We start from the raw sequence: 26,647 nt of genomic DNA on the forward strand, positions 1-26,647 counted from the left end.
GTGTTAATTTGCGTCATTATCGCATATTAGCCAGTGGAATAGACAGCCCAGGCGGCAATGGCGCACGGCGGCGGCGAACCTATTCAACATCATCTTGCGTGCCGTTGGGTTGTGCGCGCCTGATTATTGCAGCAAAGAACGCGCGCTCCTGGCGTAATGCGTCGGCCTTGGTTTGAGTTTGGCGAAAGCCATGCCCTTCCCCGGGGTATTCCGTGTAACGATGTTTTATGCCTTTTGTTTTCAGCAGCGCCGCCACTTCGCGCGACAAGCCGGGCGGAACAATCTGGTCTTGCGCGCCGTGAAACAAGATCAGCGGGCTGGACAATTTATCCATCTGAAAAACCGGCGAGCGGGTCACAAACCGGCTTTCAGGATTCATGGATGTTTCGGCATCAAATTTCTCGCCGACCAGTCGGTCGGTATAGTGCGATTCAAATTTGTGGGTGCTGCGGCTTAATGCGGCTAAATTTCCGATGCCGTAGTAACAGGCGCCGCCAGCGAACCGCTGCGGGAATCGGGTCAACGCGCGCAGCACCGCGTACCCGCCGGCGCTGCTGCCGCGAATGAACACCAACTCTTTGTCGATCCATTTTTTATCGCCGACGAAATCAATGGCGGCGGCAATGTCATCGGCGTCGAATTCCCCCCAGTTCCCCAGCAGCGATTGCCGGTATTTTCGGCCCAGCCCAGTGCTGCCGCGATGATTAATATCCAGCAGCGCGAATCCCAGCGAGCAAAAATATTGTTTCAAACTGGAATGCGCTGAGGTCGCTCTGCTGGTGGGACCGCCGTGGATAACGATCATCAGCGGCGGCAATGTGTTTTTCGGGGCGCAATACCTCAGGCTGCAGGGCGGATAGAAATAGCCATAAGCCAGGTCCTGCGGCGCGCCGGTCTTTGCGCCCGTCTTTGCGCCCTTTTTTGAAATGGGAAACTTGATCAGCCGCGGTGCGCTGTGACTCTTGCTATGGCCTGCATGGTCGGCGACCGACAACCGGATCGGCAACGTCTCCATGCTGGCGGACGGCAGGCTTAAACTGACCATTTCCGCGCCACGGCTTGAATAGTGCGCGATGAATAATAATTCGCCGGAATCAACTATCTGCAAGTGGCGGCATGCCGAAAACCCCTCGTGCAACACCGCGCAACGGCCGCTGTCGCTATCCACTTTCACCAGCGCATCGTGATCCTCGCGAGTCGCCACCGCGATGATATTGCCGTCGCCGACCGGCTGCCATCGGCGTTGCCCGAATAGCCAATGCGCCTCGCCGAACTCTTCATTGCCATTTGTCAGGCGCGTGATTTTTCCGTGCCGATACTGAAACAGGCTCCAATAATCGCAGGCATCGCTATCGCTCGCAAATAGTAGTCGGTCGTCATCCAAAAACCCCAGTTGGCACACCGCGCAATTTGGCTCATCGACAATGACCTTCGTATCATCAAGGAAAATCGCACTGCCTTCAATCTTGAGTTCGGCGGTCATTAGGCGACTTTGATCCCACGGCATGTTGGGATGGCTCCACTCAAACCAGGCGATTTTTTTGCCATCGCCGGACACCACCGGATTGGCATAGAAATCCGCGCCTTGCGCGAGAATGATGGGCTCGGATGCCATCACTTGACCGTCGGAGTCCAGGCCAAGCGGTAGCGCGACAATGCGGTTGCAATGCGGTCCATTATCCTCGGCGGTCTCCATAATCCCGATGATGAATGCGCCGCCGACCGCCATGGAGGGTGGAAGTGCCGATTTTGCAGGAGCAGAAAATCGGCCGACCGCAACCAAATCGGCATATCCACAACAACGATGCGGCGCTGGGTTACGGCTCAGTCGTTGCGGCGCTGAGTTTGACTCAGGTGATCGCTCAGGCGGCGGCAGCGTCTGCCGATATAAATTGCCGTCTTTATAATTATTAAAAATAATGCTGTCACCCACGACGCAAAAACATCGGCCGCCATATTCATGCACTGCGGTTCGGATATTGAAATTCTCAGGGGTAATGCAAATCGGCGACGCGGACGATGAATGCGCCCGCATCAGCGCGATGCGCCCGGCCTCCCGCGGCTGGGCTTCCAGCCAATACAGTGCGCCCTGGTTTTTAAACGGGTAAGCGGGCGGCGATGCTTGCTCAATCAGCGATTCAATAGCGACATCGCTGTTCCACAATCCATAGGGCATCTCCTTTTTGCCGACAGTCGGGTCGCTCATATTCATCTTATCCGCAGATGCTCACAGATGTTCACAGATTTAATATGATTAGTTTTTTATCTGCGTAATCTGCGGATGCTTTCGGTCACTGCCCGAGCGAGTCGTTCACGGAATGCACCACGAGTCGGGCTTTACCCTCAGACAACTTATGTTCCTTGAAAAATCCAACGCGCGCCTCAAGGGCATATTGAAATTGTTGACCCGGATGATAAAGTCTTTTATTGCCATCGTCATAGGTATCCATGACCAGGGTTCGGATTAACTTTCCGGCGCCGTCGAAAAAACCGATGTCCAACGGCGCCTTGACATTTTGCATATGAAATCGGCCATCAATGGGCTGCGAATAGACGAACAGGATCGTGGTTTTATCGATAACCTGCTCGCATATATGTTGATAACCCGCGGCGCGCTCCCTGGTGTTATCGGCGATATGAGATTCAAGTTTAATAATCTTTCCGGAATCGTTAAGCAGGGATATTTCTTCGACGTGCATTTTCGACAGGCGTTCAATTGACTTCTCGCATTGCGCGGACGCCGCCGACCCGTTGATGACAAATAACAAAATAGCCGCGATGCCGATGCCAATGACGATGACGGTGAGCAGGGCGGAAATTTTTATCGCGGTTTTCATTGCTGTTTTTCATTGCTGTTTTTCATTGCCGTTTTTCTCGAGGCCGGGTTTGAAATAATGGCTGCCCAACATTCCTGGATTATTTGTTTGGTGTAAGATTACAGGCAATTTAATTTCCAACGATGGGTGCCGATTAATGAACGCACAATAGTGCGAATCTGCACCGCTTGCTGACCAATCTTTTTATCGAAATGACCGAAGTAATTGAGGGGTTAGGACGTATTGTCGGTCAACAGCACATTATAACCGATAAACAGCAATCCACAATTTACACCGAAGAGCAACGCGGGCGATATGCCAGCGATTGCCTGGCCGTTGTGCTGCCTGAAACGACAGAAGAAGTATCAGGCATCGTCAGGTTTTGCGGACAACAAAATCTAACGCTGGTGCCTCAAGGCGGAAATACCGGCGCCATGGGCGGCGCCGTCGCCAATAAAGATCAACTGATCGTGAATCTCAAGCGTCTGAACAAGATCATTAAGGTGGATGCGGCGGACTATACCATGACCGTTCAGGCAGGCTGTATTCTGGCGCATATTCAGGAAGCCGCAAAGCGGCACGACAGATTATTTCCATTAAGTTTAGGGTCTCAGGGGAGTTGCCAAATCGGCGGCAATCTGGCAACCAATGCCGGCGGCATTAATGTATTGCATTACGGCAACGCCCGTGATTTAGTGCTTGGAATCGAAGTGGTGCTGGCGAACGGCAAAATCTTTCATGGCCTTAACGCATTGCGAAAAAACAATACCGGATACGACTTGAAAAATTTATTCATCGGCAGCGAAGGCACCTTGGGCATCATCACCGCGGCCGTATTAAAACTGTTCCCTTACCCCAAAGGACAAATTGTTGCGCTCATCGGGCTTGAATCCATCGATGCGGGTGTCGCTTTGCTCAGCCGGTTGAAATGCGCCAGCAGCGATCGCTTAACCACATTCGAATTGATGTCGCAAATCGCGGTGGAAACTGCGGTAAAACATATCCATGGCCAAGCCAATCCATTCGATAAACCTCATCCCTGGTATATTTTAGCGGTGGCGCATAGTAGCGAGCAAGATTCCCAGCTTGCGCATCAAATAGAAAGCGCGCTGGCAACCGCCCTTGAGGATGGCCTGATTAAGGATGCGGTAATTGCACAAAACCACACTCAGGCTCAGCGGTTAATTTTGCTGCGCGAGGATATTGTCGAAGCGCAGAAGTTTCTTGGCGGCAGCATCAAGCATGATGTTTCCGTGCCGGTTTCTAAAGTGTCGGAATTTATGGCGCACGCATACCGCGCAGTTAAAGCGTTTATGCCCAACGCGCTGCCCTACCCCTATGGACATCTCGGTGACGGTAATATTCACTTCAATATTTCCCAGCCAGCAGATATGGATAAGGAAAAATTTCTCGAAAACTGGAAAGCAATCAACACCTTGCTGCATGATATTACGCATGACTGCCAAGGTTCTTTTAGCGCCGAACACGGTATCGGTATTTCCAAACTGGATGAAATGGACAAGTATAAAGACCCAACCGAAATGGCGCTTTATCGACAGATAAAAAAATTATTGGATCCAAAGGGATTATTAAATCCCGGAAAAATGCTGAGATAAGGGTAATTAATTAAGCGGCTGTCCTGGTGCTTGATGGGCTTTTCTTATGGATGGCGGATTATGTTGGGGTCGTATAAATCGGCCAGGCTGCTTACCTTTTACTGATTTCTATGTGGGGATTGAGGTATCCTATATCTGCTGCTAATCATGAATGACATGATATAGTCTGCACTTGGCTAAGGAAATACGGAAAATGAATATTGCCTACGGGCAACGTGTTTATTTTATTGCCTACGGGCAACAGTGTTTATTTTATTGCCTACGGGCAACAGTGTTTATTTTAATGAGTAAATTCAATTGCAGATTAAAATCTGCTTGCTTAATCTGATGAACAGCAAAAAATGCAAAATATGATGACAGTTAAAGATGCAAGCGTCTGGGCATCCAAACTATTAGGTAAAAACGTCACGCCGTCAAACATAACATACTTAATTCAATATGGCCGAATCCCAAAAATAGAAAACAACGGTGCTCTTTTAGTCAACAAACGTGATTTGGAAAGATATTATAATGCTAACCATGGCACCAAAGAGAAACTATGGAAAAAGCAACTTGGAAACGATTTGAACTGGAAATTATCTTTTTCAGAATACAAAGAATCTGAAACAACAAAGCATGTGCATAGGCTCCACCCGTATAAAGGGAAGTTCATCCCACAGCTTGTTGAATACTTTTTAGATCAACACACTGACGATTTTAAGCATAAAGCCATTTTTAAGGCTGGCAGTATCGTGTTGGACCCTTTTTGTGGTAGCGGGACAACACTGGTACAAGCAAGCGAACTGAATTTACATGCTATTGGAGTTGATATTTCGGCATTTAATTCATTTATTAGCAATGCTAAAGTTGGCCAATATGATATTCATCACATTAGTAAGCTCTCTGATGAAATAACCCGAGCGCTTATTGAATTTCAAAGAACAAGAAATAATATTGCCTTTGAAGTGAACTTGTTAGAGCGATTAAAGATATTTAATACTCAGTTTTTCCCATCTCCAGATTTTAGACACAAGGTTAGGAATAAACAAATAGATGAAAAAATATATGGTCAACAAAAATCAGAAGAATTCCTAAAGACCTACACTGACCTTGTAAGAAAATACAACATTTCCTTGAAACAAAACCGCAGTGAATCTTTTTTAGATGTTTGGTTTTTGCAGGTTGTCAGGGATGAAATTAATTTTGTTTTTAATCAAGTACAATCTGTCGAAAATCAGGCAACAAAAAAAATGCTTGCTTTAATTTTGAGTCGCACCATGCGGTCATGCCGCGCAACCACGCATGCTGATTTAGGAACATTGAAGGAGCCTACGACAGTTGCTTATTATTGCAAAAAACACGGCAAGATATGCAAGCCATTATTTTCAATACTAAGTTGGTGGGAAAGATACACAAAGGACACGATAAAAAGAATCCAACAGTTTGACCGCTTGAGGACTAATACTTTTCAAACATGTTTGGTGGGGAATAGCCGAACAATCGACATAGTGAATGAGTTAGAAAATAAAAACCCTAACTTTGGGAAGTTGACTGGAAAAAATAAAATAGATGGAATTTTTTCCAGCCCTCCCTATGTTGGTTTAATAGATTACCATGAGCAACATGCATATGCTTACGACTTACTTGGTTTTGAGAGAAATGATAATTTAGAAATTGGTCCTTTATGCAAAGGGCAAGGCATAGAAGCACGGAAAGCTTATATTGAAGGAATTTCCGATGTCCTAAAAAATTGCAAAAAGTCCTTCAAGCAAAACTACGACGTGTTGCTGGTGGCGAATGATAAATATGGACTATACCCACAAATCGCAGAATTGGCGCAAATGAAAATTGTAAACGAATATAAAAGGCCTGTTTTGAATCGTGTCGAAAAAGACAGGTCTGCCTATGCGGAAATCATTTTTCACATGAAAGAAAAATAATAATGGCATTATCGTATTCCCAAAAGCAAAAAATAGAAGAACTTCTGTCTAAAAAGATCGAACATAAATTAGAAAAATATGGAAGAGAAACCACTGCAATGCCATTTTTAGCAAGATTGATTCAAGACAATGAAAAAATCGCTGCTTATTCATTCATACATTCTATATCTACGACTCTCGGCATGAGCGTTTATGAAGATGTGTCTGTGATACTTGCTTCAGAAACAGCTGATGAAGCCTTCAGAAATTACGGAGTGGGAGGGGTAATTTCTAATGCTCAAAAAACCACCATATCAAATATTATCTCAAACCTTAGGAATGGGACTAGAACCGCGGAAATAGATACGGAAATTCAGGAAGTATTAAACTCTTCTACAAAACAAGGCAAATTTCAAAAATCTGGCAATATTGCTGATTTCTATATGAAAAAAAATGATAAAGAATATTATTTTGAGATTAAAACAGTAAAACCAAACATTGATGTTTTTGAAAAAAGCAAAACTAAATTATTAGAATGGGTTGCTAGAAAAAGAATGCCTGTAAATGTATTTCTCGCATTTCCATATAATCCATATCATCCTAAACCGTATCACCGTTTTACAGAATCTGGAATGATGAATCCGCCGCATGATTTCTTGGTTGGAGACGAATATTGGAACTTTATCGGTGGTAAAAATACTTTTCCTGATTTATTACAAGCATTTGATAATGTGGGGAAAGAGTTTAAGGATCAATTGAATAAAAAATTCAAACAAATAGCTGAAGAGAAGATAGACTCTTATTAAAAAAGGCGAATTCAACTCCCCAAGTGCAACCTGGATTTATTTTATGCCTTCTTTCTTATCCAACCAATTTCTTTTTTTGATTATTTCTGCGGCATGAGAGAATTGAATGAATATGAGTAGCGTTAAAATTGAGATAATTCTGAACGTGATTGATTCCTTCATACATACGCGCAAAAATTTAGCACTATACGGGCTAGGATACCGACTGTATGCCTGATTCGAGGATATCCAGAGCCGTGTCCAGTTGTTGTCGGGTAATGGTCATCGGCGGACATAAGGTCAGCACACAACCGCCGCCGACCTTGTAACTTAGCCCATTCGACAACGAATGGTAGAGAACAGTATCCGCCTGGTCGCACGCGGGTTCGCCGTGTTGTCTTAGTTCTACGCCGAAATACAATCCCAGACCTCGAATTTCATGGATTAACGGGTAACGATCTTGCATCGCCTTCAATCTCTGCAAAGCATATTTTCCAAGGTCGATGGCTGCCTGAATCAAGTTATCTTCATAAAGACAGTCCAATGTCGCCAGCGCGGCCGCACAGCCCACCGAGCTTTTTTCATGGGTGTAATGGCCAAGGGCGCGGTCGCCAACGATATCAAGCTCGCGCCTTGCGAGCAGCGCCGCCATCGGCAAGACCCCGCCTCCCAAACCTTTTCCGATCACCAACATATCCGGGGCCACGTCAAAGTGCTCGCAAACAAACATTTTTCCGGTTCGACCCAACGCCGAAGGAATCTCATCCAAAATCAATAACGCGCCATGCCGGTCACAAATTTCCCTGACCCTGAGCCAATAGCCTTTCGGCGGAAGCTCAACCGTGGTCCAGCGTATCGGTTCGGCGATCACTGCGGCCACATCTCCCTGCATTTCAAGTATATAGTCGAGATAGTCAGTACAGCCGGTATGCGCTTCATCGGTACAATTAAAATAGCATTTGCCCTGTGTGGGCGGCGGAATATGTTCCGCACCCGGCAATAGCGGACCGACATCTTTTCGAAACAGTGCCTCGCCGCCAATGGAAATTGCATCCAGCGACGCACCATGAAAACTACCCCACATGGAAATAGTTTTATGGCGATTGGTTGCATAGCGCGCCAATTTAAGCGCCATACCCATTGCCGCCGTCCCACCCGGCGCGAACAATACCTTGCCCAATCCGTGCGGGGCAAGCTCGACCAATCGACGCGCTAAGTCGACAGCAGCCTGATTGGTGTAGCGCCGTGGGCAGAATGGCAACTGTTCCAGCTGCTGCATTATCGCTTCAATAACCCGTGGATTTCCATATCCGACCTGATGGACGCTGTTGCCGTGAAAATCCATGATTTTCCGACCTTGTAGATCTTCAAGATAAATGCCTTCGCTTCCCTTGATCGCATTCAGGCAAGGTGTGGAGAGCGACTGATGAAGGAAATAACGCTGATCTTGTGTCAGCAGGGCTGCGGTCTGTTTATCAATGTGCTCGGCAGCCCACCGTTTGCGGCGTGGTGACAGATTAATATCGCCTTCGGCGCGATTCGGCGGTTGTTGAATAGGTTCAGGCATCGACGGCTTCAGGTCAAAAATTTTAGCTGCAAAAGTTCAGGATTGGCTGCGATATACCTGTGTTTATTAATCAAGCAAGTGGGTTACCAGCATGAATCACTCGACCCTTTTATTCCTTGGCGGTGGCTGGTCAAATATCATATTGTTAGCATTGAGCGCGACGAACTGGCGACTTTTGGCGCGCGCGATCAAAATCACGCCGAGCTCCTCAGCCAGTTCAAAGCCCATGTGGGTGGTGCCATTGCGCGACACCAGCACTGGAATACCCATGAGCGCGGCTTTCATCACGATTTCCGAGGTGAGACGACCGGTGGAGTAGAAAATTTTATCGTGGCCGTTCATTCCTTTTAGCCACATTTCGCCGGAGATGGTGTCCATCGCGTTGTGCCGCCCGACATCTTCGATGAACATCAACACCTCGCCGTCCTGGCATAGTCCGCAGCCGTGCACCGAGCCCGCGGCGCGGTAGATTTTATTGCACTGGGTCACCGCTTTTAGCGCGGCGTAGATAGCGGACTGCCTGATTTTGATGTGCGGCAACCGATGGTCATATAATTTGTTCAGCGTGCAACTGAGAATAGTCCCCTGCCCGCAACCGGTGGTGACGGTTCGCTTTAATTCATCAAAGATTGGCACGCCCTTGCCTGCAACCGTGGCGACCTCAACCACTTCCCGATCCCAATCGACCATGACCGATTCGATCTCCGCGGGATTTTGAAACAAGGTCTGGTTGCGCAAGTAGCCGAGCGCCAGTTTTTCCGGATGCGTTCCCAGCGTCATCAAAGTCACCAGTTCCTGACCGTCCACCTTAATGGTCAGCGGCAACTCGCCAACGATGTTGATGGTCTGCTCGTCGCCAAACTGGTTATGCGACTGTACCCGGTGGATGGATTCCAATCCAGCATCACTCATTGTCGGCAGTTTTTCCAAAGCCGCCGGCGCTACGGCATCGACCGATTCGAGTTCAGGCGGCAGTGTTTGAATGTCTGGTCTCATAGATAAAACGTAGCCTGCGGCGGCATTTTATACTGCCCGATAAGTTTTCGGCAATGACGGACGGAGAAGGCGCGCCAAAGCCTGCCCATCGAAATATTCTCCGCATATTACCGATTCATAGACTTGATAAATTCTTCGTTGGTTTTAGTCGCTTTCAGTTTTTCGATTAAAAACTCGGCTGCTTGTAAATCGTCCATCGGATGGATCAATTTTCGCAGCAGCCAGATTTTCTGCAGTTCGGTCGGGTCGGTGAGCAATTCTTCTCGTCGCGTGCTCGAGCGATTAATCACCATCGCCGGATAGACTCGTTTCTCTGCGATGCGGCGATCCAGATGGATTTCCAGGTTGCCGGTGCCCTTGAATTCTTCGTAGATGATGTCATCCATCTTCGAGCCGGTATCAATGAGCGCGGTCGCCAAAATCGTCAAACTTCCGCCTTCCTCGATATTACGCGCCGCGCCGAAAAACCGCTTCGGTCGCTGCAACGCATTGGCGTCAACGCCACCGGTCAAGACCTTGCCCGATGCCGGCGCGACGGTGTTATAGGCGCGCGCCAGCCGGGTAATCGAATCCAACAAGATGACCACATCTTTTTTATGCTCGACCAGCCTTTTCGCTTTTTCGATAACCATTTCCGCAACTTGCACGTGGCGTGTGGCCGGCTCATCAAATGTCGACGAGATCACTTCTCCGCGAACGGTTCTTTGCATCTCCGTGACTTCTTCCGGTCGCTCGTCAATCAACAACACCATGACGATGGTTTCGGGGTGCAAGGTGGTAATGGATTGTGCAATTTGCTGCAAAATAACCGTCTTGCCGGTTTTTGGTGCAGACACAATCAAGCCTCGCTGGCCTTTTCCGATGGGCGCGATTAAATCGATGACTCGGCCAGCAAGATCCTCTGCGGAGCCATTCGCCCGTTCCAAACGCATCCGTTCATCAGGATGCAACGGCGTTAAATTTTCAAACAGGATTTTATTCCTGGCCTCTTCCGGGGATTGAAAATTTATTTCTTCAACTTTTAACAGCGCGAAGTAACGCTCAGAGTCTTTGGGCGGGCGAATTTGACCGGAAACCGTATCACCGGTTCTTAAACTAAATCGGCGTATTTGACTCGGTGACATATAAATATCATCAGGCCCCGCCAAATAAGATGATGTGGCGGATCGGAGAAATCCAAAACCATCCTGCAGTATTTCCACAACGCCGTCGCCGACGATTTTTTCTCCTTGTTTAGCCTGGGCTTTCAGGATAGAAAAAATCTGATCCTGCTTTCGCATTCGGCTGATGTTGTCGAGATTAAATGAGCGCGCCAGCTCAGCCAGATCGATCGGGGATGTGGATTTTAGTTCGCTAAGATTAATGGCCATGAGGATAAGGAATGGGTTGGTAAACTGCGGATTGCCTACTCCGCACAAGCATCATCATTGACACTGTATACGGGAGAAAAGGTTTATGGCGTGTTTTGTTGTTTAATGCAATCTGAACGACTGCATTTCAGGTGTTATTCAGGTATCATATAGTGCTTTTGCACAGATGTCTATGTTGGTGCTGAAGAAATTTAGTTGTTTTAACGTATTGCGCGGGTTGAAGAATCAGGCCTGAACCACGGCCCGGACAGCGAAAAACCGCATTGAATACTGACCTTTTGAGGTTGGACTTTCGGGAACTAGTCGATTCAGGTCGATATTCAGGCTAATATTTAGATGCTGTCGACATTGCTGTTCATTAAATATTGCTGTCAATAAAATCGGCTAACTGGGATTTTGAAACCGCGCCCACTTTGGTTGCTTCCACGTTGCCGTTTTTAAACAGCATCAACGTGGGGATGCCACGAATTCCGTATTTGGGTGGCGTTTCCGGGTTATCATCAATATTGAGCTTGGCAACTTTAATTCTTTCACCATACTCATCGGCAAGTTCTTCGAGAATCGGCGCGATCATTTTACAAGGCCCGCACCATTCGGCCCAATAATCGATTAACACTGGAGCGTCAGCTTTGAGTACTTCCTCTTCGAACGATTGGTCGCTCACATGCACAATATTATTTGACATAAGCCGATTTAGTTGTCTTGATTTTTGAATAGGGTAAATATGCAGTCACTGCTGCCAGTAATCAAGTATTTTACCAAAAATAAATGACCTGCCCGGAATAACTTGGAATAACTTGGAATAATTTGTTTAATAAAAATGACCAAAAAACATCTTACAGATCAAAGATTTACCGATTTAGATTTGATCGACGCCCTAAAACAGGGCGTCGCCGACGCTGGATTTGAGTATTGCACACCGATTCAGGCGACCAGTTTGCCCATCGCCTTGGCCGGAAAAGACGTCGCCGGTCAGGCGCAAACCGGCACCGGAAAAACCGTCGCATTTCTGCTTGCCTGCTGTCAACAACTGGTGACCAAGCCAGCCCCAGCGACCAGACGGCCGACCAATACACGCGCATTAATTCTAGCACCCACCAGAGAGCTCGCCATCCAAATTTACAAAGACGCCGAAGTCCTGGCGAAGCATACAGAACTTAAATTAGGCCTGGTTTATGGCGGCACTGGATATGATGATCAAAAACAAATGCTCGCCAAAGGCGCGGATATTTTAATCGGAACGCCAGGACGCTTGATCGATTTTTATAAACAAAAGTTGTTTGACCTGAAACTTGTCCAGGTAGTGGTTCTGGATGAGGCCGATCGAATGTTCGACCTCGGCTTCATCAAGGATATTCGGTATTTGCTGCGGCGCATGCCGAAGCCGGAAGAGCGCCTGAATATGTTGTTCTCCGCAACCCTGTCGTTCCGGGTCATGGAGTTAGCCTACGAACACATGAATAACCCCGAAGAAATCAAGATTAATGCCGAGACCCGGATTGCCGACAAGATCGACGAGTATTCCTACTATCCAGCAGACGAAGAAAAATCCACATTATTAATCAATTTGCTGCATCGCGACCAGCCTGATCGGGTGCTGGTTTTCGTCAATACTCGGTATGCCGCGGATAAACTATCCCGAACATTGTCCGCGAATAAAGTAAGCACCGCGGCATTATCGGGAGATGTGCCGCAACGCAAACGCGAAAGCCTGCTGGAACGATTCAAAAACGGAAAATATCAAGTGCTGGTTGCCACCGATGTGGCGGCGCGCGGCTTGCACATCCCGGCGGTAAGTCAAGTGTTCAATTACGACCTGCCGCAGGATGCGGAGGATTATATCCACCGTATTGGCCGTACAGCCCGCGCCGGGCACAGCGGTGAAGCCATCAGTTTTATCTGCGAGAAATACGCTTATTCCATCATGGAAATCGAATCTTTTATCGGTCACGCCATCCCGAAAAAGGAAATTGACCCGGCGTTGCTGATGCCCATAGAAAAAGCGGCGGGACAATACTTGGGAAAAACCAAGGGGGAAAACAGGGGCAAAAATTTCTCAAAGGATAAATCCTCCCATAAACCCAAGGATCGAAAAATCAGCCATAGCGATACATCCGCACTAAATGATCATGGCCATGACAATAAACGCAGTGCAAGCCCCGCTAAAGATGACCCACGCGAACTTGAAGCAGCGCCAAGCATCGCAGATCAATCTGCAGTGAATGAACGCGACCCGAATCAATTCAGTGGAGATCGGCCCAGTGGAGGCCGGCCCAGTGGAGATCGTGACGCCTCAACCCAAGATGCTCAGCCTCCAGGCAGAAAGCGGAATGCGCCGCCGATGCCCGATAACAAATCAATGGCGGAGATAGAAATTCCGGAAAAAGCGCATCCACAAACCGATGAAAAAACCCCGCCGGCTCCGGCATTGCCAAAAAACCGATTTAGCAGACGATTTGGAGAAATCCCCGTGGTGGGTTGACTGATTTAATTCTCGATTTTGTTGGCTCTTGATCGGCCCTTGGTCGAGTGGCTTCAAGCGCGGCGATTTACAAACCTGACTTCGCCCATGTCTTACTGGCCCATGTCTTACTGGATTATCAGGTCAAGCCCGACAATGACGGCCGGGGGGAGCGGAACCGAGCCATGCGCATTTTGTTCGTTGTTAACGTCGCCTCACCGAACACAGCCGTTTTAACGGCACCCGCTTCGGTCGGGAAGATTGAGACGATCAGGATGATTCTTAGGGCGTGCGCTAGAATCTCTTTTGGGCATCGAATTTGACTTGAGTGGACTCTTCAACCAACCCATTTCGACCATCCGTGTCCTGGTCAACGATTTCAACACCAAATTTTGTGCTCGGCCACGGGCTCCAGCTATAGCCCATGTTGATGGTATCCAGAGTATCAATTCCTGAATTATTAAACGAGCCTTCCGCAGCGTAGTGTCCGAGAGAAACATGAAAATTCGAATTGTTGTTCAAGCGATAGTACAGGCTCGGCTGGATGCTCAGGGAACTGCCCAATTCATCAAGATAATTTGGGGCGACCACAAGATCATTTCCCAATCTTTGCAGTGTGTAACTATCGATTCCCTTGCCAAAGGTTACCGAAAGCGCGGCAAATAAATCGCCCATCCGCCAGCCTCCCTCCAGATTTAATCCCCAGCCCAAGATGTCGTCACGGTCTACATTTTCATCACTCGCGGGCACCTCGAATTTTTTACCCGCAGCAGTAACTCGGTACACGCCCGCCGCACCTCCCGGCCCGCCTTGCCAAGATAAAACCAGGCTGGGCGAAGCATTGCTTTCATTACTGTTTGAAGACCTGCTGTTTGAAAACCCGCTGTCGGTTGAATATAACGATGTTCTGGGAGAATCCTCCAGGGAGATGGAAAAACCGTTTGGCGACAGCCATTTTATTTGACTCACCACGGTACGATTTTTGGCACTAACATTCACTGACTCAAATCCCTTGTTTATACTCAAAAGATCTTGAAAACTTGCCCAGTCATTGCCTACGGTGAGCTTGCCCGCTTCGGTTTCCCAGGACGCGCTTATTCTGTTCACCTTGAACCCCTGAGATTGATTAAAATGAGACTGATTAAAATGGGGTTGATTAAAATCAGGCGACAATAAACTATCGTCAGGCATTGCGTTAAACCCCAAGCCCTCTATAGCCACCGAATCCTCAGCGTAGGCACTCGTTAGTGAAGCCCCAAACATGAACACCACCATCGCCATGGAAGCAAGGGAAACCGATGACATTGCCCCGAAATTTCCGCGGGCTGGCGATGCAGTCTCTAATTCAGCTCTCATTTGAATATGCCTGTTTATTTAATAATAGCATGAATTTCATGTCTATCATACCTAAAGCGACAAACATCTTGCTTGTGTTTGATTATATGTGTTTGAGTTTGTTTTTTCCACTTAAATCAGCTCTGGCGGCTACTTTTGGCATTGCCGACAATAGAACGTCGATCGCTGGGAAATCACCACTCTTTTAATCAACGACCGACATCGTATACAACTTTGGCCTTCCCGCCCATAAACAGCGAGTGATTGTTCAAAATATCCGGGCTTGCCGTCTGCGCCGACAAAATCCTGCAGCGTTGTGCCTCCCTTTGCGATTGCCTGCTGCAGTATTTTTTGAATGGATTCCACTAACCGGGCATAGCGCGCTAACGAAATTCTGAAACATCTGCACAACGGATGAATTCCGGCATCGAACAAGGCTTCACTGGCATAAATATTGCCGACGCCGGCGACGATTCTCCCATCCATTATCAATGTCTTTACCGGAATCGTCTTTTTCTTCGAAAGCGCATAAAGCCACCTCCCATTGAAATCCTGGGTTAACGGTTCTACGCCTAACGCCTGTAATCGTGGGTGATCGTATAAACTTGATGAACAATATAACAAGCAGCCAAATTTTCGTGGATCATGGTAGCGCACTATCTGCCCGGATTTGTTAATCAGATCAAAGTGATCGTGCTTGCCCGGCTGTTCGGGTGCGCGCAAGATTCGGATGGAACCCGACATCCCGAGATGAATGATTAACCCGCCTGTACCGAAATGAATAAGGATATACTTGCCCTTGCGCTCGATTTTTGTCACCTTTTTGCCGTTGACAGATTTTTCCAAACCGGCCGGAATTGGCCATCTCAGCCGCCGTTCGCGCACGATTAGTTGATCAATGGTCTGCCTCTCGAGATACGGACGAATACCATTCATGGTGGTTTCCACTTCCGGAAGTTCAGGCATGTTGTTCAGGCATGTTGTTCAGGCATTTTATTGACAAGTCGAAAGTTACTCTATAATAAGGCTACCACTTTTTGGCGCACAATCAACCCATGCCCTTTTCGGTCACCAATCAACGCAACGACACGAGTTTCTCGACTAACGAGAACGAAACCATTCTCACTGCGGCGTTGCGCGACAATCGAATTTATCCTTATGGTTGCCGCAGTGGAGTCTGCGGCGCTTGCAAAAGCGATTTGATAAGCGGCCTGGTTGATTACGGCGACTATGAGGATTTCGCGTTAAGCGATGCCGAAAAAGAGCAAGGGAAAGTATTGCTTTGTCAGGCGATTCCACTGGAAGATGTGGTCATCGATGTTCAGGAGATAATGACCGGCGTCAATATTGAAATCAAGATGCTGCCCTGCCGGGTTGGAAAAATTGCGCGCTTGGCAGAAGATGTCATTCAACTGTTTTTGACCTTGCCGAAAACCCAGGAATTCAGTTTCATCGCTGGCCAGTACGTCGATATTATTCTAAAGGACGGTCAGCGACGAAGTTTTTCCGTGGCGAATTTACCTGAACAAGCACTGGAGCAAGGGCTGGAACTGCACATTCGTCGCGTTGCCGATGGTCATTTTACCCCCCGAGTATTCGACTCGATGAAAGAACGGGACTTATTGCGATTTGAAGGACCATTCGGCACTTATTTTTTACAGTCCGAAGCGGATAAATCGATGATTATGATTGCCGGCGGCACCGGCTTCTCCCCGATCAAAGGATTGTTCCAGCAAGCGGCAGCGCAAAACCCCGACCGGGATATTCATTTATTCTGGGGCGCGCGCGATGAGCAGGATTTGTACATGGGCGATCTGATTAAACAGTGGCTCGAAACATACCCTAACTTCAAATATACCCCAGTGCTGTCAGACAGCACTGCCGATGACTGGCAAGGCGACACCGGATTTGTCCACGACATTGTCAGCAAAGCCTTCGATAATTTCGAAAATTACGATGTTTATGCCAGCGGGCCGCCGATAATGATTGATGCGGTTCGCAATAGTTTGCTGGCAAAGGGACTGAATCAGGATCGATTTTTCTTCGACTCTTTTGAGTTCGCCAAGCCCGCCTGACTTCTGGTGTCGCGTAATGGCTATTGCGACCGACCATTAACGCACGATCGGCATCACCTCCCTGCCGTCTGCGCCGCGGTCCTCCAAAAACACGATCTCTCCCTGATGGGCGGCAGCGTGATTTTGGGGGTGATTTTTGAGGTGATTGCCGACATCAGTCGCCATCGCCTCCACGCCTTTTTTAATGTGGAACAAAGCGCCGTCCTTATCCCCGGTCTGCTCCAGCAAAGATCCCAAATCCATAAACGCTTCATGGCGCCCGCCGGCGGCGATGGATTGCTTAAAGTATTGTTTCGCTTTTTCATATTCGCCGTTATACCGATACAACCGCGCCAGGGTCAACAACAAATCCGGATGCGCGCTGTATTGTTTTTGTTTCTTGCTGATGGATTCCACCAATTGAATTTGATATTCAAGAAATGGACTCTCCACCCTGCCGTATAGATACATCAATTCGGCATCGAATTTACGATTAAGCGCGCTGCGCAAATCTTTTTCAGCCTGCTTGAACTTGCCGGCTTTGATCAATTGAGTGACATAACTGGCAATCATTTGCGGATTTTTTCTTTTTGCCGCCGGCAAGGATTTCCAGGCTGTTGCCGGGCGCCCAGGTTCGTCATGCAGTTCATCATGCAGCAGCGCCGGCGAAGCCATCAAATTATCGTAGGCAAGCCGCTCTCTGTGACTCATCTCCTGCTCTGGATACGCGTTCAGTTTTTTCAATGCCGGCACTAAATCAACCAGCGACGACCAGTCGCCTAACGCCTGATAAGCATCCGCCAGCAGTCTGGCTACGGCAACATTTTTCGGGACGCTCTTGCGCAAGTTTTCAAGATAATTTCTCGACTCCGTGATTTCTCCCGCTTTATACAGCAATCGTGCGCGCGCAAGATTAATCGCCAATTGATGCCGCGGGTGTTTTTTCAGGGCGTCATCAAGATATTGGTTGCGCTGCGCGGTATGCCCTTGTTGCTGTGCGGCATAGGCGGCGCCAAGATAGTTCATCAGCGGGGTTTTGTTGTACTCGAGTTTTTTCAGCAATGCCTGTTCGGCCTTGGCCCAGTTTCCCTCGATGAGTCCGGCATAACCCGCCATGGTATGTTTATGCGCGTTATTTTCATTGCTTTGGGTTCGCCATTGCCGATACCGCTTTGGCACTCGAAATAGCCCGGCAATAAAGTTGAACAGCAAGTACAGCGCTACAAATCCGAGAGCAAGCAGCAACACGAACAACAACAACGGCAGTCGCACAACATAAGGATCTCTGGCAAGCGTCACATATCCCGGGTCATCCATGGCTGCCAACGCCAAGCCGACAGCCACTGCGAGCGCGAGGATAATAGTGACAACTAATTTCATAATCCGGTTTTCCGCAACTCAGTTTGCGCTTTTAATTACCGCGCGAATCGCTTTCAAAGATCCGGAAATATCGGGTATTTTTGCTTGCGGCGATATCGCACCGACTTCATCAAGTTGCGCCAGCCAATGCGCTGTTTGTTCCGAATTCTGAGCAAAGTTTTCAGCAACCCAAATTGCGGCGCTTTGAATTCGATTTTGATACAGCTCAGGCTGTTGTCGAATAAATGCGATTTGCGCTGATTCCAAAATTAATTTGGTTTTCGCATAAGTCATCTGCCTGAGTTCCGCGGAAATGACCGGCTTTATGGATTTGCCGTTTTTCTCCACCTGAATCAGATCGCCCAGGCTGGCCAGAAACGATGCGCCAGCATCGATAATCGGTTGCATGTAGCGCTTCATGCCGGAGACTTCCGCGCCCGAATTCGCGGTTTCAGCGTCTTCGATTGTGGATGGCTCTGAGCGCGATCCTGAAACTGCGCCGCCGGTTTTTCCCGGCCCGGTTTTTTCTGGGATGACAATATCACCGGCAAGCGCGAGATTTTCGACCGTGCCTGACAATGAGGACAACTTATTCAATACCCCGACGGCATCGACAACTTGCACATTGTCCAACGCGGTTATTTCGGTCGCCAATAACCGCCGCACTTGGTTGAGCGCAGGATTGGCCAACATTCGCAATCGTTCATCCGCATATTGCAGAGCGCGTTTGGCGAGGCCGCTATCTCCCGAAAATTGCCCGGCAAATTGCAATTGCTGATTGGCGATAAAAATTAACTGTTCCGCTTCTTCAAGCATCCAGCTATCGATGCCGCGTCCCAGTTCAGCGCGCAGTTTTACCATTGAATCCGACAGCGCGTTAAATTCCTGGCGAAAATTATCCGCTTGAGCATTGATGACTCGCTCAGACGTTGAAACTTGCTCACGCACCGCGGATTCCTGTGCAGCAATTTCTCCTCGAATAGTTCTAATCTGGTCACTGAAGTTATCTTCAGCCAGCGCAATTTGGTTTTGTAATTGACCGACCTGCAAGTTGGCATCGGATTGCACCGCATCGAAACCGCTCATCCTTTGCTCAATTGTATTAAATCGTGTATTAAATCGTGCATTAAATCGCTCCTGCTGCTGACCCACATCAAGCCGGGAGTCCACGGCGGTTAAATACCAGGCATAGCCGCCCGCGCCCAACGCTAAAACACTAACCAGTAATGCGGCCCACGCAACCACCTTGCCCGCTGATTTAACCTTCTGCGCTGGTTTATTCGCCGGCGTATCAATGGACGGCGAGGTCCCCGAATCATTTGCCTCAGTGCTTGGCGTTTTTTTTGCGCCGACCTTGCTCCTGCCTGTTTTCTTTTTTGCAACGGAACGGCCTTGCCGCCCGGTTGTTGTTTTGCTGGCTGCCACCTTTTTTCTCTCAAATAATGAATGCTGGTTTATCCTACCCTAACCCGAGTTCATTGTCACAATCAACCGCGCCTTCATTGCGTCACGATGATTGCGTCACGATGATTTCTTTGCGATTATTTCGTCATGATAAATTGCAACTTCTCCAAAACACTTTCGTCGTCGGGCGTGTCCGCAACCACAACCTGGTCGATGCCCGCCTGTACGCATTGATTGGCAATTCTGCGGCTAATAGTGATGACTATGGTCTGTTTCAGCAATTCAAAATTGGGCTTGCCCAACAACTCAATTAAACTCTCTAATATTGAAACACTGGTTATGAGCACGGCATTAATGTCGCCGCGCGCCCATTTCCCTATAATCGGCTGTATGGATTGGGATGTGGTGCGTCTTCGATAACACTCGACATACTTGACCTGAGCGCCAAGTTTTTCCAGTTCCGTTTTCAATAACTCGCGGCCGGACTGACCGCGGAAAATGACGATTTTTTTATCCTTGACCCTAAATCCGTTCATACATTCGAGCAAGCCTTCGCTGCTCATGCGCTGGCCGGGGACAAAATCCACGTTAATCCCCAATGACGCGCAGCGCGCCGCGGTCTTTGCGCCCACCGCAGCAACCTTTAAGCCTTCAGGAATCGCCGCGCGCCCGGCGGGTTGATGCAATGCGCGTTGACGCTCAACCACTCCATTGACCGCCGACACGCTGACCAATACCATTAAATCCACTTCGGTCAATTGACGGAGGCTTGCGTCCAGCGATGCGAAATCAGCGGGTGGCGTGATTTCAATTACCGGAAACAGGATCGCGGTGCCGCCGCGGGACTCGACACAACTTGCAATGCGCTCGCCGAAAGGGCGCGGGCGCGGAATTAAAATTTTCAGCCCGTGCAATGAATCCCGGTTCATGATTAATGGTTCATGGTTAAGGGTTAGGGGTTAGGCGCGGAAGCAAGAATAGCGGCGGCGCCCTGGCCAATCAAATCGTCGGCCACAGCAAAACCTAATGTTTCAGGAGCGGACGCGGCGGCGGTGATTTCACTACGCAGAATGCGCGCGCCATCGACCGTGCCGACCAATGCACGTAGCCGTAATTGTTCGCGCGGCGCTGGCTGTAGTTCGGCGAAGGCCGCGATCGGCGCGTGGCAACCGCCGCCGAGGCGTTGGTTGACCGCCCGCTCGGCATTAACTTGCACCGACGCATCGCGGTCATTCAACGGCGCAATCCATTGATTAATTTTTTGATCGTCCCTTCTGCATTCAATGCCCACAATCCCCTGGCCGACCGCAGGCAAACAAATTGCGGGATCAATCGCCTCGGTTATTCGATGCTCAAACGCCAGTCGCTTCAGCCCGGACACAGCAAGAATGATGGCGGCATACTGACCGTCATCGAGTTTCGCCAAGCGGGTATTCACGTTGCCTCTTAAATTTTTAGTCGCCAAATGCGGGTAATGCGCGAGTACCTGACATTGTCTGCGCAAGCTGCACGTTCCCACCAAAGCGCCTGCGGGCATGTTGGATAGCGATGCAAATTCATTCGACACAAAGGCATCGCGTGGATCTTCTCGCCGGCAGACCACCGGGATATGCAGCCCATCGGGAAGCTTCACGGTCACGTCTTTCATCGAATGCACCGCCAGATCAATCGAGCCCTCCAGCAAAGCCAATTCCAACTCTTTTAAAAACAAGCCTTTGCCGCCGCCAGCCGACAACGGCGTGTCCAGCATTTTGTCCCCTGCGGAGATAATCTGCACCAGTTCAACCTCAATATCCCGGTGCGCGCTCAGCAATGCGGCGCGCACATAGTTTGCCTGCCATAGCGCCAACGGGCTTTTTCGTGTTCCAATGCGCAACGTTTTCATGGTCAATCAGGTTGGTTGGGATTTTCTTCGATGCCGCAAGACCGACAAACGCAAAACCCATTATCCGCCGGTTGAAATTTTCAAACGCAAGGTTTTTATGCCCTGGCGCGCAAGTTTCTGATCGGCTGCCGCCATTTGCTCGTAGCTGGCATAGGGGCCTAACCGGACCCGATAAAAATCCCCCCGGTCCTGAATACTGATTTTTTGAATGGTGGAGACCAGGCCCTGGAATGCCAGTTCGGCCTTGAGGCGGTCGGCATCCGCCGGGTTTTTATAGGAGCCGGCCTGCAGCATATAGGCGCTGACATCGCTGACCCTGGCAACGTTGGCATCGCTGACCTTAGCGGCGACGTTGGCAGTCGTCTTCCGGGGAACATTTGCTGGCGATAGTGAGAATGATAAATCAGATTCAACCGAGGGCACCACGACTTCAATTTCCGGCAGCACCGTATAAAAATCAAATGTGGCTTGCGGCTTGGCTTGAGTGCTCGCCGTGCGGTTATGCCCGCGGTTATGTTCTGGGGTATTGCCCTTGCTCTTGTCCGCTTGCCTGAACTGTTCAAACAACCCGCGAATGCCAGCGCCAACCCCGCCGTCCCCGGCCTGCATCCCCTGCCAGAGTATGGTCGCCAGCGAGCCAATCACCATGCCGGCCAACAACAAGCCCAGGCCATGAAAGGATTGCCTGTGGCTGGCCCCTGACCTTGCTGCTCTGCGCTTTGCCTGGGGCATGATTAATTCCCGCGCGTCGTCATCGTCATCACCATGACCCTACATTTTTTCCGGCACGGTAACGCCCAGCAGATCCAAGCCATTGGCAATCACGATGCGGGTTGCGTCAATCAGCCCCAGCCGGGCAAGCCGGACATCGTCCGCGCTGGACAGAAACGGATGTGCATTGTAGTAAGTATGGAATACATGGGCTAACTCCCGCAAATAGTATGCCACTTGGTGGGGCGCAAAACCACTGGCCGCGGCTTCCACCACTTCGGGAAAGCGCGACAGCGTCTTGAGCAAATCGAATTCCTGCGGCGCCTTGAGCAAGGCATAATTCGGCGTCGCGTCTGTTAATGTCGGCATGCCTCTTTGTTCAAGTTGGCGGAACACGCTGCAAATTCGGGCGTGGGCATACTGAATATAATACACCGGATTGTCCGATGACTGGGATTTCGCCAAGTCCAGATCAAAATCCAGGTGCTGGTCGGGCTTGCGCTGCACATAGAAAAACCGCGCCGCGTCATTACCCACTTCGGCGCGCAAATCGCGCAAAGTGACAAACTCGCCGGTGCGCGTTGACATCGATATTTTTTCGCCGCCGCGATACAAAATCGCGAACTGCACGATTAAAAACTGGAGTCGGTCGGGGTCATTTCCGAGCGCCTCGAATGACGCATGCAGGCGTTTGACATAGCCATGATGATCGGCGCCGAAAATGTTAATAATTTTATCGAAGCCGCGCTGCGCCTTGTTGTAGTGATAGGCCGTGTCCGATGCAAAATAGGTATGTGCGCCGTTGGCTCGCACCACCACGCGGTCCTTGTCATCGCCAAAATCCGTGGCCCTGAACCACTTGGCGCCGTCGGCCTCGTAAATATGGCCATTCTGTTCCAGCGTCTTTATTGATTTATCGATATCACCGTTGTCCAATAAACTGCGCTCGGAAAACCAGGCCTGAAACAGCACGCCAAACTCGGCCAGATCCTGTCGAATATCATCCACCATGGCCTCGCAGCCAAGATCGAACAAAACCCTGAAATCCTTATCGCCCAGATGCTCCCGGCAACGACTGATTAGCCGATCAATGGACTCCTCTTTGGCATCGGGCAGCGCCTTAAACAGCTCAGAGGTGTCTATACAATAGGACTCGCCTGCTTGGTCCTTCAATTGCGCGGCCAGGTCACGGACGTAATCGCCTTGATAGGCATTCTCTGGAAATTGAATTTCCTTGCCGCAGCGTTGCAAATAGCGCAGCCACACACTCAGCGCCAGAATATCCATCTGCCGGCCGGCATCATTAATATAGTATTCGCTGTGGGCATCATAACCGGCCGCGCGCAGCACTCGGGCCAAGGCATCGCCGTAAGCCGCGCCGCGGCCATGGCCGACGTGCAGCGGGCCGGTTGGATTTGTTGACACAAATTCCACCATCACGCGCTGGCCGCGGCCGATGTCGCTGCGCCCAAATGCCGCAGGTTCATGACGAATTCGGTCAATCACGCAAAGATAGGCGGACCGTGCGAGATGAAAGTTGATAAACCCAGGACCGGCGATATCGGCTGTCTCAATGACCTCGGATTGGGGCAGCGCCGCAACAATTTTCTGCGCCAACTGTCTCGGGCTGGTGTTAACCTGTTTGGCCAATTTCATCGCCAGATTGCTGGCGAAGTCGCCATGCGCGGCCTCTCTTGTGCGCTCGACGCTGATGGACTGCGCCGCGGATTCATCCAGCACGCCTTGCTTTTGCAGCGCTTCCACCGCTTGAGCGAGAAGGTGAATGACGATATCTTTCATGGTGTCCTGAACCGGGCAAGGCATTGAAAACTGGGGCGCGATTGTACCTTGTTTTCATTGCCAGGAAATCGGATAGGGCAATCGGATAATGCCTTGGAAAAAACTCCGCCACATGCCATATAATCATCGTATACTGAAGTTGATCTACGTATGATGCATTCTGTACCCTCAATATATTGCACATCCTGCTCATGACCACGCACACCGATTCACATGAGCACGACCATGACGCGGCCGGCATAGTCCGGGATTCGGTCTGCGGCATGAGCGTTGAGCGCGCAACCGCTCGGCATGTGGTTGAGCGCGCCGGCCAGCGCTTCTATTTTTGCTCAACAACTTGCCGGCAAAAGTTCGAGGACGATGCGGCCCGCTACCTTGACGGAAAACCGGCGCCCGCGCCGCGCGGCACCCGCTTCACCTGCCCCATGCACCCCGAGATCGTGCGCGACCAAGCGGGCGATTGTCCGAAATGCGGCATGGCGCTCGAGCCTATGGGGGTGCCCGCAAACGCCGACGAACCAAACCCCGAATTTGCTGATTTCAAGCGCCGCTTTTGGGTTGGCGCGGTGCTGAGCGCGCCGCTCCTGGTGCTGACCATGGGGCCTTATGTGGGGCTCGGCGTGCGCGATATCTTCGGCGAGCGGGCGACGCTCTGGATCGAACTGGTGCTCGGCACACCGGTCATTCTGTGGGCCGGGTGGCCGTTTTTGGCGCGCGGCGTCAAATCCGTGATTAACCGCAGTTTGAACATGTTCACGCTGATCGCCATAGGCGTCGGCGCGGCCTATCTGTTCAGCCTGGTCGCGGTGCTCATGCCGGCAATTTTCCCGGACGGATTTCGCGATGCGGACGGCAACGTCGGCGTCTATTTCGAGGCCGGCGCGGTGATCGTCGTTTTGGTCCTGCTCGGCCAGTTGATGGAACTCGGGGCGCGGCAACGCACCGGGTCGGCCATCAGGGCACTGCTTGATCTCGCCCCCAAGACCGCCCTGGTCATTCGTAATTACGGGCGCGAGGACGGGCAAGAAGAGGAAATCCAGATTGAGGAGATCCAGGTCGGCGACCGTTTGCGCGTCCGCCCGGGCGACAAGGTGCCAGTCGACGGCGTGGTGGTCGAGGGTCGCTCCTCGATTGACGAGTCGATGCTCACGGGCGAAGCGATACCGGTCGAGAAAGTCGCGGGCGACGCGGTCACCGGCGCCACCATCAATGGCACCGGCAGTCTCGTGATTGAGGCGAAACGCGTCGGCGCCGACACTCTGTTGAGCCAAATCGTCGAGATGGTCGCGAATGCGCAGCGCAGCCGCGCGCCGATCCAGAAATTCGCTGACCGGGTGGCCGGCGCTTTCGTGCCGGCGGTGATCGGCGTCGCCATCCTCGCCTTTGTCGCATGGTCCATCTGGGGCCCGCCGCCAGCGCTCGCTTATGGCCTGGTGTCGGCCGTTGCCGTCCTGATCATCGCCTGCCCCTGTGCGCTGGGCCTGGCGACACCCATGTCGATCATGACCGCGACTGGACGCGGCGCCCAGGCCGGCGTGCTGATCAAAAACGCCGAGGCGCTGGAGCGTTTCGCCAAGGTCGACACGCTGATCGTCGACAAGACCGGTACGCTGACTCTCGGCCAGCCAAAACTGGTCGCGGTGCTGCCCGAGCCGGGTTACGACGAGGCCGAGGTGCTTCGCCTGGCGGCGAGCCTGGAGCGCGGCTCGGAGCATCCGTTGGCCGAGGCGATCGTCAGTGGCGCCGAGGAGCGCGGCATCAAGATCACCCAGGCGGAGGATTTCGAGGCGGTTACCGGCAAGGGCGTCAAGGGCATCGTCGATGGCAAGGCGGTTGCGTTGGGCAACGCCAGGCTGGTCGCCGATATGGGGCTGGATGGCGGCCATCATGCCAGTCTGGCTGAGACCGCCAATGCCCGGCGCGATCAGGGAGAAACGGTGATGTTCGTCATCATCGGCGCGCAAATCGCCGGCCTGGTCGCGGTCGCCGACCCGCTGAAGGCAACCACGCCCGCCGCCCTGAACGCGTTACGCGCGGAAGGCTTCCACATCATCATGGCCACCGGCGACAATGAGCGCACCGCGAAAGCGGTGGCCGCGAAACTTGGCATCGATGAAATCCGCGCCGACGTGCTGCCCCAGGACAAGGCGCATATGGTCAAGCAACTGCAGGCCGAAGGTCGGCAAGTCGCCATGGCCGGCGACGGCGTCAACGATGCGCCCGCGCTGGCCCAGGCCGATGTCGGCATCGCCATGGGCGCTGGCGCCGATGTGGCGATAGAAAGCGCCGGGTTCACGCTGGTCAAGGGCGACCTCAACGGCATCGTCAGGGCCCGCCGTTTGTCCTGGGCGACCCTGCGCAACATCAAGCAGAACCTGTTCTTCGCGATGATCTATAACGCCGCAGGCGTGCCGGTGGCGGCGGGAATTCTCTATCCGTTTTCAGGCATTCTTATTTCGCCGATGTTCGCGGCGGCGGCCATGAGCCTGTCGTCGGTGTCGGTCATCCTCAACGCCCTCAGACTGCGCTCGGCCAAGATTTAGGACTTCTCGGGGCGGGGCGCAGCGCGCCTAAATCAGCCTGAGTCGCC

At 50.8% G+C, this 26,647-nt stretch carries 19 protein-coding genes and 1 pseudogene; 6 read left to right on the forward strand and 14 right to left on the reverse strand.

Translation table 11 applies throughout. The features are described 5' to 3' along the window. Positions 1–79 precede the first annotated feature (79 nt). The gene (locus tag ACP158_RS15075; RefSeq protein ID WP_424946925.1) at positions 80–2,206 is read right to left on the reverse strand and encodes an alpha/beta hydrolase family protein; all 2,127 of its coding nucleotides are present in this window, start codon (positions 2,204–2,206) and stop codon (positions 80–82) included. An 85-nt stretch (positions 2,207–2,291) separates the two neighbouring features. Then, positions 2,292–2,837 carry a DUF192 domain-containing protein gene (locus ACP158_RS15080; RefSeq protein WP_424946926.1) on the reverse strand — a complete coding sequence of 182 codons (546 nt, stop codon included), beginning with the start codon at positions 2,835–2,837 and terminating at the stop codon, positions 2,292–2,294. Between the two features lie 191 nt (positions 2,838–3,028). Here ACP158_RS15080 and ACP158_RS15085 point away from each other — a divergent pair, with 191 nt between their 5' ends. The 3 genes from ACP158_RS15085 to ACP158_RS15095 all read left to right on the forward strand — a co-directional run bounded on the left by ACP158_RS15085 (position 3,029) and on the right by ACP158_RS15095 (position 7,136). After that, positions 3,029–4,432 carry an FAD-binding oxidoreductase gene (locus ACP158_RS15085; RefSeq protein ID WP_424946927.1) on the forward strand — a complete coding sequence of 468 codons (1,404 nt, stop codon included), beginning with the start codon at positions 3,029–3,031 and terminating at the stop codon, positions 4,430–4,432. 341 nt (positions 4,433–4,773) lie between these two features. After that, a complete protein-coding gene (locus ACP158_RS15090; protein ID WP_424946928.1) occupies positions 4,774–6,351 on the forward strand; it encodes a DNA methyltransferase in 1,578 nt (525 codons plus the stop codon). A gap of 2 nt (positions 6,352–6,353) precedes the next feature. Beyond that, positions 6,354–7,136 (forward strand): TdeIII family type II restriction endonuclease, encoded by a 783-nt coding sequence (locus ACP158_RS15095; RefSeq protein WP_424946929.1) that lies wholly within the window; start codon positions 6,354–6,356, stop codon positions 7,134–7,136. A 193-nt stretch (positions 7,137–7,329) separates the two neighbouring features. Here the strand turns inward: ACP158_RS15095 and pbfA are convergent, their stop codons facing one another. The 4 genes from pbfA to trxA form a co-directional block, all read right to left on the reverse strand. Next, positions 7,330–8,682 (reverse strand): (R)-1-hydroxy-2-aminoethylphosphonate ammonia-lyase, encoded by a 1,353-nt coding sequence (gene pbfA, locus ACP158_RS15100; RefSeq protein WP_424946930.1) that lies wholly within the window; start codon positions 8,680–8,682, stop codon positions 7,330–7,332. A 96-nt stretch (positions 8,683–8,778) separates the two neighbouring features. After that, positions 8,779–9,678: a formate dehydrogenase accessory sulfurtransferase FdhD gene (locus ACP158_RS15105; protein WP_424946931.1), complete on the reverse strand. Its 900-nt coding sequence runs from the start codon at positions 9,676–9,678 to the stop codon at positions 8,779–8,781. Between the two features lie 107 nt (positions 9,679–9,785). Beyond that, complete coding sequence (gene rho, locus ACP158_RS15110; RefSeq protein ID WP_424948483.1) at positions 9,786–11,042, reverse strand: transcription termination factor Rho; 1,257 nt, start codon at positions 11,040–11,042, stop codon at positions 9,786–9,788. Positions 11,043–11,406: 364 nt separating this feature from the next. Beyond that, complete coding sequence (trxA, locus tag ACP158_RS15115; RefSeq protein WP_424946932.1) at positions 11,407–11,733, reverse strand: thioredoxin TrxA; 327 nt, start codon at positions 11,731–11,733, stop codon at positions 11,407–11,409. Between the two features lie 135 nt (positions 11,734–11,868). Here trxA and ACP158_RS15120 point away from each other — a divergent pair. Next, a pseudogene (locus ACP158_RS15120) lies at positions 11,869–13,101 on the forward strand (DEAD/DEAH box helicase); the annotation flags it as partial. A gap of 702 nt (positions 13,102–13,803) precedes the next feature. On the opposite strand, the gene ACP158_RS15125 reads toward ACP158_RS15120, so the two are convergent. Together ACP158_RS15125 and mutM are read right to left on the reverse strand one after the other, a co-directional pair. Next, on the reverse strand, positions 13,804–14,865 hold the full coding sequence (locus tag ACP158_RS15125; protein WP_424946933.1) for a hypothetical protein: 1,062 nt from the start codon (positions 14,863–14,865) through the stop codon (positions 13,804–13,806). A gap of 129 nt (positions 14,866–14,994) precedes the next feature. Continuing rightward, entirely contained in the window at positions 14,995–15,810 is an 816-nt protein-coding gene (gene mutM / locus ACP158_RS15130) for a bifunctional DNA-formamidopyrimidine glycosylase/DNA-(apurinic or apyrimidinic site) lyase (protein ID WP_424946934.1), read from the reverse strand. Between the two features lie 89 nt (positions 15,811–15,899). Here mutM and ACP158_RS15135 point away from each other — a divergent pair, with 89 nt between their 5' ends. Beyond that, positions 15,900–16,919, forward strand: coding sequence for a CDP-6-deoxy-delta-3,4-glucoseen reductase (locus ACP158_RS15135; RefSeq protein ID WP_424946935.1), 1,020 nt, complete (start codon positions 15,900–15,902; stop codon positions 16,917–16,919). Positions 16,920–16,955: 36 nt separating this feature from the next. Here ACP158_RS15135 and ACP158_RS15140 read toward each other — a convergent pair whose 3' ends face one another. The 6 genes from ACP158_RS15140 to argS all read right to left on the reverse strand — a co-directional run bounded on the left by ACP158_RS15140 (position 16,956) and on the right by argS (position 24,057). Then, entirely contained in the window at positions 16,956–18,278 is a 1,323-nt protein-coding gene (locus ACP158_RS15140) for a heme biosynthesis protein HemY (RefSeq protein ID WP_424946936.1), read from the reverse strand. An 18-nt stretch (positions 18,279–18,296) separates the two neighbouring features. Then, entirely contained in the window at positions 18,297–19,682 is a 1,386-nt protein-coding gene (locus ACP158_RS15145) for a uroporphyrinogen-III C-methyltransferase (protein ID WP_424946937.1), read from the reverse strand. Between the two features lie 116 nt (positions 19,683–19,798). Beyond that, the gene (locus ACP158_RS15150) at positions 19,799–20,590 is read right to left on the reverse strand and encodes a uroporphyrinogen-III synthase (protein ID WP_424946938.1); all 792 of its coding nucleotides are present in this window, start codon (positions 20,588–20,590) and stop codon (positions 19,799–19,801) included. Positions 20,591–20,613: 23 nt separating this feature from the next. Beyond that, the gene (hemC, locus tag ACP158_RS15155; protein WP_424946939.1) at positions 20,614–21,552 is read right to left on the reverse strand and encodes a hydroxymethylbilane synthase; all 939 of its coding nucleotides are present in this window, start codon (positions 21,550–21,552) and stop codon (positions 20,614–20,616) included. Positions 21,553–21,606: 54 nt separating this feature from the next. Continuing rightward, a complete protein-coding gene (locus ACP158_RS15160) occupies positions 21,607–22,278 on the reverse strand; it encodes an SPOR domain-containing protein (RefSeq protein ID WP_424946940.1) in 672 nt (223 codons plus the stop codon). A 39-nt stretch (positions 22,279–22,317) separates the two neighbouring features. Continuing rightward, positions 22,318–24,057 carry an arginine--tRNA ligase gene (argS, locus tag ACP158_RS15165; RefSeq protein ID WP_424948484.1) on the reverse strand — a complete coding sequence of 580 codons (1,740 nt, stop codon included), beginning with the start codon at positions 24,055–24,057 and terminating at the stop codon, positions 22,318–22,320. 191 nt (positions 24,058–24,248) lie between these two features. Here argS and ACP158_RS15170 point away from each other — a divergent pair, with 191 nt between their 5' ends. Then, complete coding sequence (locus tag ACP158_RS15170; RefSeq protein WP_424946941.1) at positions 24,249–26,600, forward strand: heavy metal translocating P-type ATPase; 2,352 nt, start codon at positions 24,249–24,251, stop codon at positions 26,598–26,600. Positions 26,601–26,647 lie beyond the last annotated feature (47 nt).

The organism is Candidatus Spongiihabitans sp. (genome assembly GCF_965247905.1).
Classification (GTDB): Bacteria; Pseudomonadota; Gammaproteobacteria; order Arenicellales; family Poriferihabitantaceae; genus Spongiihabitans.